This is a genomic window from Bradyrhizobium sp. CCBAU 11361 (genome assembly GCF_028128935.1).
GTDB classification, from domain to species: Bacteria; Pseudomonadota; Alphaproteobacteria; order Rhizobiales; family Xanthobacteraceae; genus Bradyrhizobium; species Bradyrhizobium niftali.
In genome coordinates, this window is sequence record NZ_LBJZ01000168.1 from 12,354 (window position 1) to 27,627 (window position 15,274).

15 protein-coding genes are annotated in these 15,274 nt (G+C 65.8%); 3 read left to right on the forward strand and 12 right to left on the reverse strand.

Annotated elements, in window-relative coordinates:
• Window positions 1-3: 3 nt before the first annotated feature.
• Window positions 4-663: a guanylate kinase gene (gene gmk, locus XI08_RS17360; RefSeq protein WP_027542981.1), complete on the forward strand. Its 660-nt coding sequence runs from the start codon at window positions 4-6 to the stop codon at window positions 661-663.
• Here gmk and XI08_RS17365 read toward each other — a convergent pair.
• The 12 genes from XI08_RS17365 to lptF all read right to left on the reverse strand — a co-directional run bounded on the left by XI08_RS17365 (window position 596) and on the right by lptF (window position 12,916).
• Entirely contained in the window at window positions 596-1,843 is a 1,248-nt protein-coding gene (locus XI08_RS17365) for a hypothetical protein (protein WP_271575327.1), read from the reverse strand. The genes gmk and XI08_RS17365 overlap by 68 nt on opposite strands.
• A 1,100-nt stretch (window positions 1,844-2,943) precedes the next feature.
• A complete protein-coding gene (locus tag XI08_RS17370) occupies window positions 2,944-3,165 on the reverse strand; it encodes a hypothetical protein (protein WP_027542978.1) in 222 nt (73 codons plus the stop codon).
• Window positions 3,166-3,220: 55 nt separating this feature from the next.
• Window positions 3,221-3,397 carry a hypothetical protein gene (locus XI08_RS17375; protein WP_167770577.1) on the reverse strand — a complete coding sequence of 59 codons (177 nt, stop codon included), beginning with the start codon at window positions 3,395-3,397 and terminating at the stop codon, window positions 3,221-3,223.
• Between the two features lie 41 nt (window positions 3,398-3,438).
• Window positions 3,439-3,630 carry a hypothetical protein gene (locus tag XI08_RS17380; RefSeq protein WP_029677420.1) on the reverse strand — a complete coding sequence of 64 codons (192 nt, stop codon included), beginning with the start codon at window positions 3,628-3,630 and terminating at the stop codon, window positions 3,439-3,441.
• 205 nt (window positions 3,631-3,835) lie between these two features.
• Window positions 3,836-4,066, reverse strand: coding sequence for a hypothetical protein (locus XI08_RS17385; RefSeq protein ID WP_271575328.1), 231 nt, complete (start codon window positions 4,064-4,066; stop codon window positions 3,836-3,838).
• A 54-nt stretch (window positions 4,067-4,120) separates the two neighbouring features.
• A complete protein-coding gene (locus XI08_RS17390) occupies window positions 4,121-5,179 on the reverse strand; it encodes an alcohol dehydrogenase (RefSeq protein WP_271575329.1) in 1,059 nt (352 codons plus the stop codon).
• A gap of 98 nt (window positions 5,180-5,277) precedes the next feature.
• Window positions 5,278-6,132, reverse strand: coding sequence for a 16S rRNA (adenine(1518)-N(6)/adenine(1519)-N(6))-dimethyltransferase RsmA (gene rsmA / locus XI08_RS17395; protein WP_271575330.1), 855 nt, complete (start codon window positions 6,130-6,132; stop codon window positions 5,278-5,280).
• A complete protein-coding gene (gene pdxA / locus XI08_RS17400; protein ID WP_271575331.1) occupies window positions 6,132-7,169 on the reverse strand; it encodes a 4-hydroxythreonine-4-phosphate dehydrogenase PdxA in 1,038 nt (345 codons plus the stop codon). The genes rsmA and pdxA overlap by 1 nt, the downstream gene beginning before the upstream one ends.
• Window positions 7,169-8,098: a SurA N-terminal domain-containing protein gene (locus XI08_RS17405; RefSeq protein ID WP_271575332.1), complete on the reverse strand. Its 930-nt coding sequence runs from the start codon at window positions 8,096-8,098 to the stop codon at window positions 7,169-7,171. Before XI08_RS17405 ends, pdxA begins: the two co-directional genes overlap by 1 nt.
• A 68-nt stretch (window positions 8,099-8,166) precedes the next feature.
• Window positions 8,167-10,653 carry an LPS-assembly protein LptD gene (locus XI08_RS17410; RefSeq protein ID WP_027542972.1) on the reverse strand — a complete coding sequence of 829 codons (2,487 nt, stop codon included), beginning with the start codon at window positions 10,651-10,653 and terminating at the stop codon, window positions 8,167-8,169.
• Window positions 10,653-11,750, reverse strand: coding sequence for an LPS export ABC transporter permease LptG (lptG, locus tag XI08_RS17415; protein WP_027542971.1), 1,098 nt, complete (start codon window positions 11,748-11,750; stop codon window positions 10,653-10,655). The genes XI08_RS17410 and lptG overlap by 1 nt, the downstream gene beginning before the upstream one ends.
• Window positions 11,747-12,916 carry an LPS export ABC transporter permease LptF gene (lptF, locus tag XI08_RS17420; protein WP_027542970.1) on the reverse strand — a complete coding sequence of 390 codons (1,170 nt, stop codon included), beginning with the start codon at window positions 12,914-12,916 and terminating at the stop codon, window positions 11,747-11,749. Before lptF ends, lptG begins: the two co-directional genes overlap by 4 nt.
• 338 nt (window positions 12,917-13,254) lie before the next feature.
• Here lptF and XI08_RS17425 point away from each other — a divergent pair, with 338 nt between their 5' ends.
• Window positions 13,255-14,754 carry a leucyl aminopeptidase gene (locus tag XI08_RS17425; RefSeq protein ID WP_271575333.1) on the forward strand — a complete coding sequence of 500 codons (1,500 nt, stop codon included), beginning with the start codon at window positions 13,255-13,257 and terminating at the stop codon, window positions 14,752-14,754.
• Complete coding sequence (locus XI08_RS17430) at window positions 14,751-15,203, forward strand: DNA polymerase III subunit chi (RefSeq protein ID WP_271575334.1); 453 nt, start codon at window positions 14,751-14,753, stop codon at window positions 15,201-15,203. The genes XI08_RS17425 and XI08_RS17430 overlap by 4 nt, the downstream gene beginning before the upstream one ends.
• Window positions 15,204-15,274: the final 71 nt, after the last annotated feature.

Sequence of the window (15,274 nt, forward strand, 5' to 3'; positions counted from 1 at the left end):
TCGATGACGACGGACGGTCACGGAACTGACGGTGTCGAGCGGCGCGGATTGATGTTCGTGCTGTCCTCGCCGTCGGGCGCAGGCAAAACGACGCTGTCGCGTTTGTTGATCGAGCGCATGCCGGGCCTGCGAATGTCGGTCTCGGCGACCACGCGGCCGATGCGGCCCGGCGAGGTCGACGGCCGCGACTATCTGTTCGTCGACAAGCCCCGCTTCGAGGCGATGGTGAAGGACGACGAGCTACTGGAATGGGCGACCGTGTTCGACAACCGCTACGGCACGCCGCGCGCGCCGGTCGAGGCGGCGTTATCGGCCGGGCAGGACGTGCTATTCGACATCGACTGGCAGGGCACGCAGCAGCTGCGGGAGAAGGCGCGCGCCGACGTCGTCAGCGTGTTCATCCTGCCGCCGTCGGCCGGCGATCTCGAGAAGCGGCTGCATTCGCGCGCGCAGGATTCTGACGAGGTGATCCGCAAGCGCATGAGCCGTGCCAGCCACGAGATGAGCCACTGGGCCGAGTACGACTACATCGTCATCAACCACGACGTCGACGAGGCCTTCGCCGAGGTGCAGTCGATCCTGAAGGCCGAGCGCCTCAAGCGCGAGCGGCGGATTGGCCTCGTTGGTTTCGTGCGAGGTTTGCAAGGCCAGCTCCAAGGTTAGAGCCAGGGTTAGAGCCAAGGCCAGGCTGCTTCAGCCGCGGCCCTTCCTGCAGCAGCCGTTCCAGCATCGTGGTGATGATGTCGATGTTGACCGCATCCTCATCGCGACCGGCCGGCTCTTCATTGCTGTCGGCCTGGTCGGTTGCGAGCCGCGGTGCGCGGGCCTCGATCTCGAATTCCCTGTCGAATGCCGCGATCTCGGGCTCGCCGGATTCCGCGACTTCGGTGACGCTAGCTGGTTCAGTTGGTTCGCCAGCCGGCTCGTGCGCTTCGATCATATCGATCTTGCGGTCGATTGCGGCGAGCTGTGCCGCCTGGGGTCGTGCGGCGTCGAAATCGATCGGACGCGGCGGCTGCGCGCGCGGCGTGACGGCCGGCATCGCTTTGAGCCACGGCGCGCGGCCCTCGTCCCGGTTCTGTGGCTCCCGATCGTCCCAATTCACGCGGCGGTGGTCGTTCGTCTGGACGCGGACGCGGACGCGCGCGCGCCCGCCGGCGAAGCGGTAGATGACGCTGGCGAGGATGCCGGCAATCGCCAAGGCGCCGCCGATCACGAGCAGGAGCATCTGGAGCGAGCCGGTTGGCTTGTCGGCGGGAAGTTCGGCCGCGGCGAGTGCCACCGGAGCGGGGCCCTTTGCCGGCTTGGTGTTCGGCTGCGTCGCGGGGGCGGGCGCCGGCTGCGGCGCGGGCGCTGCGGATGTCGTGGAGGTATCGGGCCAGCGCGCGGCGACGGCGGGCTGTTGCGCGTTGTTGTCGGCGATGGCGCCCGGCGGCTGTTGCGTGACCGGCGGTGTATTCGTTGCGACGGGCGCGGGCGCGGTCATGTTCGGCGAGCCCGGTGCGGCACCGATCTGCGGTGCAATATATTCCGCGCGCGCGTTCTGCACCGATGGCGTTGTGGCTGAATCTGCGTCTGGTGCGTCGGCCGTCGCCTGCGCGCTCGGCGTCGCCTTGCCGCCTTCGGCGCGCAGGTACCAGCACTGCCGCTTGGTCACGCGATCGAGGCGATAGTGCCAGTGCTGTCCCTGCGGCGCGGTGCTCTTCGGCGAGGCCAGGCAGTCGGCGGCCGCATTGGCCGTGCTCGATCCGCTCGGCGCGTTCTGCGACACGGCGGCCAGTGGCGCGCCGGCAATGATGCTGCCGACAAGCGCGGATATGAACTTTGCGGTGCGGTTGCCCATCCTGGTCTCCCGATTACGCGACGCAACTCTTAACCATTCCTTTCTCTTCAAAGAGTTGGGTGGCAATGAGCCGCAAATCCGGAGAGGATGAGGCTTAAATCGGGCCTGCGCGGCGGTCGTTCCGTCGCGAAATCAGGCATTTTGCCGGCGCTATTGCCTGGTCGAGTTCCAGGTTCCCGAGCAAGTTGGAGCGGCGGAAGGTCTTGGAACCGCTGCGGCGGAGCGGGGGCGTATGGAACGGGCAGTGACCATGGCTCCACAGTCTCGCGGCAGGTTCTGCCCGAGCCTTGCTTCAACGCATCGCCCTTCTTGGCCAAAGGGCGCAGGGAAGGCCGGGCGCCGGCGGCACCCGAGATCCGTGCGCTACATGGAATGCACACGGTTTGGACCACAGGTGATGCCGGTCGCCCGGCCTTCCCCTGCGCGGATGGTTTTAACGGTGTCCTTCGTGCTCTCCCCGGGGAGCGATGCACTATTGCCCCCGTCGCCTCGCGGATCGCTGATGCGCGCCCGGTCGGGCCGCCACATCACCGCGAGCCTTGACGCACAGACCCCGGGCGTCAGGACCACACGACTTCTCCGTCCGCGGACGGCCCCGCCGGATCGTCAGGGGCTTGCGTGTGCTCACCCCCGACGACCGCCGGGCCCGCTGTACCAGCGCCGTGTCGTACCGCGTCGCGTGGATGCCTCACGGTTGTCCGCCCTGCCATCACGCCGCCCGCGCCGCCGCTGCCGCGTCCACCGCCACCCGGCCCGCATGTCGTGACGATCGCGAACGCCCCTTTGGCAGGGCCGGGATGAAGGGTGTATGTCATAAATCCGAAATTCGGAAAAGTGAAATATTTTTGCGGGCAGGGATTGACTGAGTGTTTTGCCCGACGGGTCGCGGGGGGCTGCCCTGACTTCCGCCTGTCATTCCGGGGCGCCCTGAAAGGGCGAACCCGGAATCCATCGCACGGCACGACATGTGGCCCGATGGATTCCGGGCCTGCGTGCTCGCGCACGCATCCCGGAATGACGGGGCAGGAGACGGCTTCCTAATGACGGAGCGGGAGATGGCTTCCTGGCGAGAGCCAAGCGAAGGAGCGAAACTGCGAAGCCTATTTCCACACGCGCGCCAGCGTCAGCGCCAGCAGCCCCAATGCGGCACTGATGAGGCCCACCATCACGTAGGATTGCGCGAACACGCCGGTCTGGATGAAGACCTGGCAGGCGATGGCGAAGCAGACGGCCGCGAGCAGCAGGCAGGCGCAACCGGCGGTGATCGAGAGGTAGCGTATCGCGGCCGCGACTGGCCTTGCGGGTGATGCAGGATCGGTCATGCAGGTACCAACGGTGCGATCGACGGCGGGTTCCTCCCGCGGCTGCGTGCGAGCATCAGTCGCGTGCGCAGCAATCGACGAGCGCGCGCCAGATGCGCCGGATTTCGACCGTCCTCTGAAGCTCCAGGACGTGGTTCTCGCTCGTTTGGGGGGATGCAGCCTCAAGGCGGGGTTCGCGCGGTGCGATCCAGCGTTCGGATATGGGATCGTACCACTTGCCGAGATTGACCACGTTCGTTTCTCCTCGTTTCAATCCCCCCGTTGTCTGATCGCTTATCCCTGGCGCCTGTTGCTTGTGTTCTGGGTCAGGTTGCCGTGCGCCGCCTGCTCGCGAATATTCTGCTTCTCGTCGTCGCGGTGGCCCTTGGTGGTGTCGACCGGGACCGACGGCGCGCTGCCGGCGCCCTTGTGGCTCTGGTTTTCTTCAGGAACAGGTTGCACTGTCTTCGTCAGCGGCTTTGTCATCAGCTCTGACTCCGTCGTTGTCTTCACGGGAGACAAACGCGCCCGAGGCGCGCGACGTTCCAATGTCAGGCCGAAGTGATCGGTTGGTGATCGGGATGATGGTGTGGCGAAGCGGGAGCTTCCTGTCTTCATCGAAGGGACAGGCATTGGGCTCGATGGGGGCGCATTTGCCGGAATGGGGCCCGGCGGTATCCCCCGCCGCCCGTCACCCGAAGCGGGCTTCCTGCGACGGCCGGCTCTTCGCCGCGTGGGCACGCCAGGTATCGATCGCTCTGTTCGCGAGCATCAACTGCCGGCGTTCGCCGGTCTTGAGCTGGGCTTCGATGGCGTCGAGGAGGACATTCGCTGTCTCGTCCGGAGGACCGAGCTCTCCGCTCTGCTCCAGGAAGCTCCAGGCGATGAAGAATGCGCTCTCGACGGTGCAGCGAATGGACATGCACTACCAACGCAGCGCGGCTGACGGCGTTCCGCGCGGGCGCTGATGCGCGCTCTAATTCTTCAGCACGATGCGGCCGACCACCTTGCCGGCGCGCAATTCGTCGATCCATTTCTGGACGTCGCCCATCGGCTCCTCGCGCATCGGCGTCGGCTTGATCTTGCCGGCGCGGGCGAGTGCCATCAGCTCCTGGGCCTCCGCAAGTGTGCCGACCATGAAGCCTTCGATGGTCATGCGCTTGTAGACCCACTGCACCATCGGCAGCGTGAACTGGCCGCCCATCAGGCCGGAGACCACGATCTTGCCGCCGCGCGCGGCGACCGCGACCGCAAACGCCATCGACTTCTCGTTGCCGGCGAAATCGACGATCTCGTCAAAACCGCCGTCGGTCTCCTTGAGGATGCGCCGGATCACTTCCGGTTCGGCCGGGTCGTAGGCGACCGCGGCGCCGTTCTTCAGCGCGGTCTCGCGCGCGGCCGGGCTGAGGTCGGCGACCGTGATCGGCTGCTTGAACATCGCCTGCGCGAACGACAGGCCCATCATGCCGACGCCGCCGAGGCCGATCAGCAGCAGGTTGCGCTGGCGCGGACGGTCGACCAGACGCTTGAGCGCGCCGTAAGCGGTGACGCCGGAGCACATCAGGGTTGCGGCCTGGTTGACGGGCAGGGGATCGTAGTCGAGCAGATATTTCGCGTCGGGCACCAGCACGTGGGTGGCGAAACCGCCGTCAATGGAGACGCCGAGGAAGCGCTGCTTGACGCAGAGGTTCTCGTCGCCGTTCTTGCAGTCGCGGCACTGGCCGCAGCCGATCCACGGAAACACCGCCTTCTTCGCTCCGACGAGGCTAGCCGGAACGTCAGGGCCGACTTCGTCGACGACGCCGGCGATCTCGTGGCCGAGCGTGAAGGGCAGCGTCATGCCGCGCGTGGTGTCGAGCTTCTTGCCGCCGCCGAGATCGGCATAGCCGTCCTGGATGTGCAGGTCGGAATGGCAGAGGCCGCAGCGCTCGATGCGCACGAGGACTTCGCGGCCTTGCGGCTTGGGCGTGTCGACGATGGTCTCGCACAGCGGCGCATCGAACTTGACCAGGGACTGCCGACGCATCAACGCCATTTTCTTTCCTCCGGAATTTTCGCCGAAGCGTGCGCTTCGGCTCGTTATTTGAGCATGATCTGGTCGGAAAACCGCTTCACACTTTTCCGGATCATGCGTCAGGTTTCGGCTCGTATATCCGCCAATTCACGCGCCATGGCAACAAAGCCCGATATCGGAACGGTCTCGGCGCGCCGCGTCGCATCGACGCCGGCGGCCTGCGCAAGCCGCGCCGGATCGACGCCCAGCGATTTCAGGCTCTGCCGCAGCATCTTGCGGCGCTGGCCGAAGGCTGCGGCCGCGACCTGTTCGAGCAGCTTGCGATCGCAAGCGAGAGGCTCGGTGCGCGGCACCAGACGCACGACGGAGGAGGTCACCTTCGGCGGCGGCACGAAGGCGGACGGCGCAATGTCGAACAGGATCTTGGTCTCGCAGCGCCAGTTGGCGAGCACGCCGAGGCGGCCATAGGCCTCTTCGTCCTCGCGCGCCACGATGCGCTCGCCGACCTCGCGCTGGAACATCAGGACCATCATGTCGTACCAGGGCGGCCACGGTTCGGTGGTGAGCCAGCCGATCAGAAGCTGGGTCGCGATGTTGTAGGGCAGATTGGCGACGATTTTTGCGCGTTCGCCATTGAGCAGCGGGCGCGGGTCGAAGGTCATGGCATCGCCGTGGACGATCTCGAGCCGGCCGGGATAGCGCGCGGAAATATCCTGCAAGGCGGGGATTGCGCGCTCGTCATGCTCGATGGCGATGACGCGCCTGGCGCCGAGCGCAAGCAGCGCACGCGTCAGGCCGCCCGGGCCCGGGCCGATCTCGACGATGGTGGAGTCCTCAAGCGGTGCGGCCGCGCGCGCAATGCGCGCGGTGAGGTTGAGATCGAGCAGGAAATTCTGGCCGAGCGATTTGCGGGCCGACAGCGCGTGCTGGCGAATGACCTCGCGCAGCGGCGGGAGGTCGTCGATCGCGCTCATCAGGTTTTGGCAGCCGCCATGCGGCTGGCGAGTTGAAGCGCCGCGATCAGGCTTGCCGGATTGGCTTTGCCGGTGCCGGCGATGTCGAAGGCGGTGCCGTGATCGGGCGAGGTGCGGACGAAGGGCAGGCCGAGCGTGACGTTGACGGCGTCGTCGAAGGCGACCGTCTTGATCGGGATCAGCGCCTGGTCGTGATACATGCAGACCGCGCAGTCATAGCTGTTGCGCGCAGCCTCGTGGAACATGGTGTCGGCGGGCAGCGGGCCTCGTGCATCGATGCCGTCATTGCGCAACGCCTTGAGCGCCGGCGCAATCACCGTCTGCTCCTCGTGGCCGAGCGAGCCGTCCTCGCCGGCATGCGGGTTGAGGCCGGAGATCGCGATGCGCGGCCTCGTGATGCCGAAGCGGGATTTCAGCTCGGCCGCGACGATGCGCACGGTCGAGACGATCAATTCGCTCGTCAGCTGGGACAGCGCGTCGCGCAAGGAGACGTGGATCGTCACGGGCACCACGGCGAGCCGCGGCGACCACAGCATCATCACCGGCTGCGGCACGCGGCCGTCCTCTGCGGCGAGCTCGGCGAGGAATTCGGTGTGGCCGGGATGGCGGAAGCCCGCGCGGTAGAGCACGCTCTTGGCGATCGGGTTGGTGACGACGGCGCCGGCGCGGCCGGCGCGGACATCGGCCACCGCCTGGCGGATCGAGGCGAGCGCGGCCGGCGCGCTCGAGGCGTCGGGCTGGCCGGGTTCGGCCGTTGCGCGCTCGCCGGTCGCAACCACGGGCAGGGCCTCGGTGAAGGCGGCCGCGGCCTCGCGCGCGGTCACGGAGGCGATCCGGATCTCGGCGCCGAGTGCCTTACCCAGCGTCTTGTCTAGTGTCTTGGCGCGTCGCGCGATCAGCGCCTCGTCGCCGAGCAGGTAGAAGGCGGGCAGGTTCAGCTCGCGGCGCCGGAGCCAGGCCGCAATCGTGATGTCGGGGCCGATGCCGGCAGGCTCTCCCAGCGTCAGGGCGAGGGGCTTTGCTGCGTGGTTGGCCATCAGCGGTTGCGATATTCGATCATCGCCGCCTTGCGGAGCTCGTCGAGATAGGCCTTCTGGGTCTTCTCGTACTTCTCGGTGTACATCTTCTCGCGGATCTCGCGCTTCTTCGGCGTGTCGATCATGGTCGGCTTGCGCGAGCACAGCACAACCATCTCGATGCCGGCCTTGGTCACCTCGGGCGCGGTGAGATGGCCGATCGGCGTGTCGTCGAGCACCTTGCGCAGTGCGTCGGGCAGTTCTGCGGTCGTCTTGGTGACGCTGTCGCGGATGGTGGCGTTCGGCGTCGAGCGGAACAGCGAATTGGCCTCCTCGCAGCTCGCAATGCGCGAGCGGTAGGTCTCGGCCTCCTTCTTCCGCGTCTCCAGGAAGGTCGGGGAGGAGCCGCGCGGCACGATCAGCACGATCGGCTGCATCTTGTATTCGGTGCCCTCGATCTGGAGCTTGTCGCCGGTCTGGGCCTGCACAGCCTGCGCGACGTCGCGCTCGCCGACCATCAGCTTCTCCTTGAAGCGGCCGCGCACGAGGCTGGTCCAGACCATCTCGGACTTCATCCGGGCCTTCAGCGTTTCGGGGCGGACGCCTTTGACCTCGAGCGACTTGGTCAGCTGATCCGTCGAGATCCGCATGCGCTGCGCCATGCCCTCGTAGGACTGGTTGATGTCGGAGACGCCGGGATCGACGCCGTACTTCTTGCCTTCCTTCAGCTTCACCCTGTCGTCGATCAGCTCGTTGATGACGTCCTGCCGGCTCGGGGTCTTCTGCGTCGTCAGCTGGTCGAGCTTGGAGCGCTGGTCGATGTCGAAATCGGTGATCGGATCGCCGTTGACCATGACGACGATGTTCTGCGCGCGCGCCGGCGCGGCGGCCAGAAACAGGGCGGCGAGGACGAGGAGGAGGAGGCGGAACATAGGCAAAGCAGTCGTCATTTTTATCGCTCGCATGTCAGCCGCGGTGAACCTGCGATTGGGAAAACGCGACCGGCACTTCAAACCGTTTACTGGAGGACGCCGGAACCGCTGCTCGTCGACGAGGTCGCCAGCGTACGCAGGCCAATCTGGAACATGAACGCATGGCTCAGGACGGGCGGCGTCGTGCCCGCGGAGTAGCTATACGAAGTTACATAGTTCGCCGCCAGCACGAAGCAATCGTCGACATAGCCCGCGCCGAGCACATACTGGTTGATCTTGTTGGCCTCGAGGTCCCAGCGTGCCGAGCCCGATACCACCCAGTTGGTCGCGACCTTGAGCGAGCCCGTGGTCAGGATGCCCTCGCGGCGCGTCAGATAGCCGAGTTCCGGCTGCGGCGCGTAGTTGCCGTACATCATGGCGATCGACCAGCGATCGAAGTTGGCGCGGCCTTCGGCCTCGAAGCGCTGGACGTTCCAGGTCTGCTCGTCCATGCGGGAGCGGACGCTGAACGTGTAGGTGCGGTTGGGCGAGTAGGCGAGGCTCGCCACGTAGTCGGAGCGGGGCTTGTCGAGGCCGGAATCCAGACCCGTGTTGATGGAGTCCTGGACCGCGTAGGAGTTCATGCCGAACAGCTGGTAGGACTGGCCGAACAGCGCCTTGACGGCGCCGCCCTTGTCGAACTGCGTGGTGGCCTGCACGCCGACATTGGCGCGTCCGCCGCCCTCGACGCGGTCGTAACCGGAGAACTTGTCGACGTTGAACAGGTTCGAGGTGTCGAACACCACGCTCTGCGCGTCCTCGTTCGGCAGCTTGCCGGCATAGGTCTCGTTCGGGCGGATGATGATCTGCGCGATCGGCTCGACCGTGGTGGAGCCCCAGGGCTGAACGTTGATGAAGGGATAGCGGTATTCGAGGCCGACGGTCGGCATCAGGCGGAACGCCTGGGTGTCGCCGACCGGCAGGTAGTTCGACACGCCCGGCTGGTTCGAGACCGATGAGTTGATCGCATCGGCGCGGAGGCTGACGAACGGCGTCCAGATCTGGCCGAGCGGGTCGGTGAATGATTTGCGCCACTGCGCTTCCGCCGACAGGCGGGTGTAGGTGCCGGGGAAGCCGCGCAGCAGGCACTGCGACGGCGTGCGCGCGAGCGGATCGGCCGACGCCGTCGTGCACAGGCTGTTGGTGTTGGCGAGCGTCGTGATCGGATCGAACACGGCGGTATCACGCGACAGGTTCACGAAATTGGTCTTGTAGCTGAACTCGCCGCCGAAGACCGGATAGTTGAGCACGTTCGAGTAGTCGATCACGGGGTAGACGATCGGCACCTGGCTCTGGTTGCCCGAGTAGCTCAGCCAGTACATCGTGCGCGCGTCGAAGAAGCTGCGATTGCCGACGCCGGTCAGGTAGAGCTGCGACATCGCGTCGGTCGGCAGGATCAGGAACGATCCGAGCGGGTCACGGTACTGCGACAGACGGTAGTCCGAGAAGAAGTAGTAGTCGGACATGACTACGCCTTCCCAGCCCCAGACCCATTTGTCATTCAGCGCGAACTGTCCCTTGGTGTCGACCGCGCCGCGGAACTCGCGGTCGCCGGGCTGACCGGCGAGCGCGCCCGGGTCGAGCTGGTTGATGCCATAGGCGCGGATCTGGTAGGCGCCGTCCAGCAGGCGCTGGCGGAATTCAGCCTGGAACAACACGCCCTGCCGGGACGTGATGCGCGGGTTGAGGGTCATGTCCATGTCGGGCGCGATCGCCCAGTAGAACGGGACTTCGACGCCGTAGCCGAACGGCGTATTCGACGAGTAGGACGGCATCAGGAAGCCGGTCTTGCGCTTCACGGTCGGGTCGGGCGTCGAGAAATAGGGCATGTAGGCGAGCGGCACGCCGAAGAATTCGAGCTGCGCCGTCTCGAAATACAGCATCTTCTCCTGCTGGTCGTGGATGATGCGCGCACCCTTGACCTGCCACAGCGGCGGCTTCTTCGGATCGTCCTTGCACGGCGCGCAGGCCGTGTAGACGCCGTTCTCGAACACCGTGTAGTTGCCGCTGGAGCGGTCGGCCCGGCTCGCCGCCATGCGGGTCTGGTCGGCGGTGTCCACGCGCAGCGAATCGACGAAACCGTCGCGGTAGTCGTCCGAGAGATCCATGATCTCGGCATAGGTGATCTTGCCGTCGGCATCCGTCATGCGGATGTTGCCTTCGGCATGGAGCCGCTTGGTCTTCTGGTCGTAGATGACCTTGTCGGCCTCGACGCTGGTGCCGTTGTAGAACAGCTGGACGTTACCGACCGCGGAGACGCGCGAATTGTTGTAGTCGTAGTCGACCTCGGTCGCCTGAACCAGCATCTGGTTGTCGTTGGCGACCTTCGGCGGCTTCGGACGCGGCGGCAGCGGATTGTAGGTGAAGCTCTGGGCGGAGGCCGGCGCCACGGCGGCAAGGTCGATCAGCGCCCCGAGCGAGGCTGCAGCGACGACAGCGAGCAGCAGCCTGCGAACGGACAAGCCGCACCCGTTCGCGCGCACCACGGTGCGGCGCGTCAGACGAGACACGGGCCCTCGACGGACGGCAGTCACTAACCGTCCTCCTGATACAACAAGGCCAAGAAGCCGGTGAGGCCGCCCACCACCACGGGCAACCACGCCGCAGCGATCGGATGCATCAACTCAGCCTTGCTCAAGTCTTCAGTCACTTTCGACAGAACGTAGAGCAGAAAGCCTGCGCCCACGCCACTCAAAACCATCTTCTGCACGCCGCCCATCCGGAAGAAGCGCAACGACACCGAGGCCGCGAGCATCACCATGGCGGCGAGCAAAAACGGCTGCGCCAACAGCTTGTGATACTGGAGTCGATAGCCGGCTGTCGCGAAGCCTGAGCTTTCGGAGGAGCGGATGTAGCTCGGTAGTTGCCAAAAGGACACAGTCTCGGGTGTGGAAAAGCTGTTGCGGACCTGGGCCTCGGTCAACGTCGTCGGAATCGCCAGGACGGCCTGCTCGATCGGCGGCGCGTCGAGCGAGAAACGGCGGACGTTCCTGAATATCCATTGTCCGGCTTCGAGCTCCGCCTCGCGCGCCTCGATGCGCTCCTTGAAGTGCTGCTCTGTGTCAAACCGGAACAGCGTGAGCCCCGTGAGCCGGACACCCTGCTGCTCGCTGCGCGCCGCATTGATGATCGTCTGGCCGTCGTTGGTCACCTGGTTGAGCCAGAAGCCGGAGGCGTCCTGGATGCCGCCGCCCGGCGCCGAGCCGAACAGCTCGGCCTCCATGCGCTTGGAGAGCTCGCGCAGATTGGCCGACATCGGATTGTAGGCGACGGTTGCGATCACCCCGATCAGGAGCGCGCTGCCGAGCGCCGGCGAGATGAACTGCCAGGCGGAGACGCCGGCTGCGCGCGCAACCACGAGCTCCAGCCGGCGGGAGAGGGCGAGATAGCAGGTCATGGCGCCGATCAGCATGCAGAACGGCGTCAGCTTCTCCAGCAACTGGGGCACGCGAAACAGCGAGGTCTCGGCCACCATGATCGCCGAGGCGGATGCAAGGCCGGAGGTCTTGCGCACCATCTCGATGTAGTCGACCAGCACCAGCAGCAGGAAGATGCCGGCGAACACGCCGAGCGCCGCGACCACGAAGCGGCCGGCGAAATAGCGCCCGAGTGTATTGGTGAGCATGCTCATGCGGTGGCCGGCCGTCCGAACAGCCGTGCGATGCGCGCGTTCGACCTGTTGATCGCCTCCATGAGGCGGGGCGGCGGCTCGACCACGATGCCGCCGACGATCATCCACATCCCGACGCCGATGGCGCCCAAAACCATCGCGTATTGGACCAGCACTGCGCCCGGCGACTTCACCGCCATAACCGAGCAGGCGAAGCCGGCCATGCGCAGGCCGAACACCGCGACGACGGACGAGCCCATCGAGAAATTGCGGCTCTGGCGGGTGGTGCGCGGCGCACCGAGGAAGGCGAAGGTCAGGACGGCAAAGGCGAACGGATAGATCGGCGCCAGCAGGCTGTCATGCAAGGCCGAGCGGAACTGACCGGGGATCTGCTTGTAGACGGGATCGTCCTCGGACGGCGAGAACAGCTCCCAGAGATAGCGCTCGCGGATGCCGAGAGTGACGTCGCGGCCCTGGCCCGAGAACTTCGACATGTCGAAGCCGTAGCGACCGAACGCCACCAGCGCGGGATCGCGTTTGCCCGCCTCGAAGCGCTGGAGATTGCCCGTCTCCAGCACCAGGAACGAGCCGTTGTCGTTCTTCACGACCTCGCCATGCTCGGCGACGATCGAGACGCGCTCGTTGGGATCGCGGCGGTCGTCGATGAAGATGCCGGCGAGAATGCCGCCGGGCTGGCGTTCGCGAATCCGGATCGTCAGGTTCTTGTCGAGCTGGGCGAAGCGGCCGGGCTGGAGGATGTTGGTGAGCACGTCGGCGGTGATCTCGGCGTCCCACTGCTTGATCCGCCGCATGCCGTCGGGCGCCAGATAGGCCGCGATGAAGGCGACCAGCAGCGCCACCACGCAGGTGGCGTAGAAAAACGGATAGAACAGCCGGAACGGCGAGAAGCCGGCGGCATTCATCACGATGATCTCGGAATCGGTCGCGAGCTTGTTCAGCGTGTGCGAGATCGCGATCATCAGCGCGATCGGCGAGATGATCAGGACCAGCGCGGGCACGACGAGACTGGTGATGCCGAGGAAGGTGAGGATGGTCTGACCCTGGCTCGTCATCAGGTCGATGCCGCGCAACGCCTGCGTAATCCAGATCACGCCGGTGAGGCTGACCAGGACCAGCGCAAACGACGCCAGCGTCGTGCGGAAGATATACCTATCGATTGACCCCATGCACTACCGCACGAATCCCACCAAAGCCCCAATGCCGGCCGAAGTTCTGCCGTCCAACCAATCCCCGAAAGGGGATCCCCAAGGTCGGACAAACAGCTCTTAGCCAGCTTACCCTCTCACTACCATCCCTTTGATCCGTCAACAAAATGGCTGGCCCATGGCACCCTCAATATATGGTTAATATTTCGCTCGTTGTGGCCTGGCGGCCACGGGCGGTGCTTGGCATCTGCCCGGCCGGTGGCCCATAGTGGGGAAAGTCCAGTGAATCGCCGTTCAGCGCCGGCCCGTGGCCGGAACCGCCGAGCGGCAAAAAGCCCCATGTTTTGGAGGAGTTACCCATGTCCGATGCCATCAAGGTCGGCTTCGTCCCGTTGTCTGCCGCCGCCCGTGGCATCCTGGTCGTGTTCTGCGACGACGGTTTGAAGCTGGGCCCCGCGACCGCCAAGGCACTGGGCGGCGGTACCGAACTCGTGAAGCGGGCGGCCGCGGCCGCCGCCTTCAAGGGTAAGAGCGGCGCCGCGCTGGACATCCTGGCGCCGGAGGGGGTGAAGGCCACCCGCCTGATCGTGATCGGGGCCGGCAAGGCGACGGGCCCGAAGGCGAACGACTTCCTCAAATTCGGCGGCGTGGCGGCGGGCAAGCTCTCCGCCGGTACTGCCACCATGACGATCATGGCGGAATTGCCTGACGGCGCCATGACGAGCGAGCAGGCGGTTGCGATCGCTGCGGGCCTGCGGCTGCGCGCCTACAAGTTCGACCGCTACAAGACCAAGAAGAAGGACGGCGAGGAGGGCGGCTTACGCGCCGACATCTCGCTTGCGGTCGGCGATGTCGTCGCGGCCAAGAAGGCGTTTGTCTCGGCCGGCCACGTCGTCGACGGCGTGATCATCGCGCGCGACCTCGTCAACGAGCCGCCCAACGTGCTTTTCCCCGAGGAATTCGCGCGCCGCGCCAGCCTGCTGCGCAAGCTCGGCGTCAAGGTCGAGGTGCTCGACGTCAAGGCGATGGACAAGCTCGGCATGGGCGCGCTGCTCGGCGTCGGCCAGGGCTCGACGCGGCCGAGCCGCACCGTGATCATGCGCTGGGAGGGCGGCAAGAAGGGCGAGGCCCCGGTCGCCTTCGTCGGCAAGGGCGTCTGTTTCGACACCGGCGGCATCTCGATCAAGCCGGCCGGCAGCATGGAGGACATGAAGGGCGACATGGGCGGGGCTGCCTGCGTCGTCGGGCTGATGCACGCGCTTGCGGCGCGCAAGGCCAAGGCCAACGTGGTCGGCGCCATCGGCCTCGTCGAGAACATGCCCGACGGCAATGCGCAGCGGCCGGGCGACATCGTCACCTCGATGTCGGGCCAGACCATCGAGATCATCAACACCGACGCCGAAGGCCGCCTCGTGCTGGCCGACGTGCTCTGGTACGTGGCCAAGAAGACGAAGCCGAAATTCATGGTGGACCTGGCGACGCTCACCGGCGCGATCGTGGTCGCGCTCGGCACCGAGCATGCCGGCATGTTCTCCAACAATGACGAGCTCGCCGACCGGCTGCTGACGGCCGGCATCGAGAGCGGCGAGAAGGTCTGGCGCCTGCCGCTCGGCCCCGAATACGACAAGCTGATCGATTCCCAGTTCGCCGACATGAAGAACACCGGCGGCCGCCATGGCGGCTCGATCACCGCGGCGCAGTTCCTCCAGCGCTTCGTCGACGGCACGCCCTGGGCACATCTCGACATCGCCGGCACCGCCATGGGCGCGCCGAAGACCGACATCAACCAGAGCTGGGGAAGCGGCTACGGCGTCCGCCTCCTGAATCGTCTGGTGGCAGATCATTACGAGCGCAAATGACGGAAGTGCTGTTCTACCATCTGCAAAACATGACGGTGGAGAGCGTGTTGCCGCCGCTGCTCGAGAAATCGCTCGAGCGCGGCTGGCGCGTCGTGGTGCAGTCGACCTCGGAGGAACGCGCCGATGCGCTGGATGCGCATCTGTGGACCTATCGCGACGATTCCTTCCTGCCGCACGCGACATGGCGTGTGAACGATGTCGCCGACCAGCCGATCGTGCTGGCGATCGAGGAGGGCAATCCCAACGGCGCCCATGTCCGCTTCCTGATCGACAACGCCGCGCTGCCGCAGGACGCCCAGGGCTATGAACGCATGGTGCTGCTGTTCAACGGCGACGATCCGGACGCGCTGGCGTTCGCCCGCAGCGCCTGGACGGATTGCAAGGCGCGGGGATTTGATGTCACCTATTGGCAGGCCGACGAACGGGGCCGGTGGCAGCGGCGGAATTAGCGGTCGTCAGCAATTAATGATAATTTGCACTTTTCGGGTAAGGCTGGTCTTGGCCACCTTGGTGCCGCAAA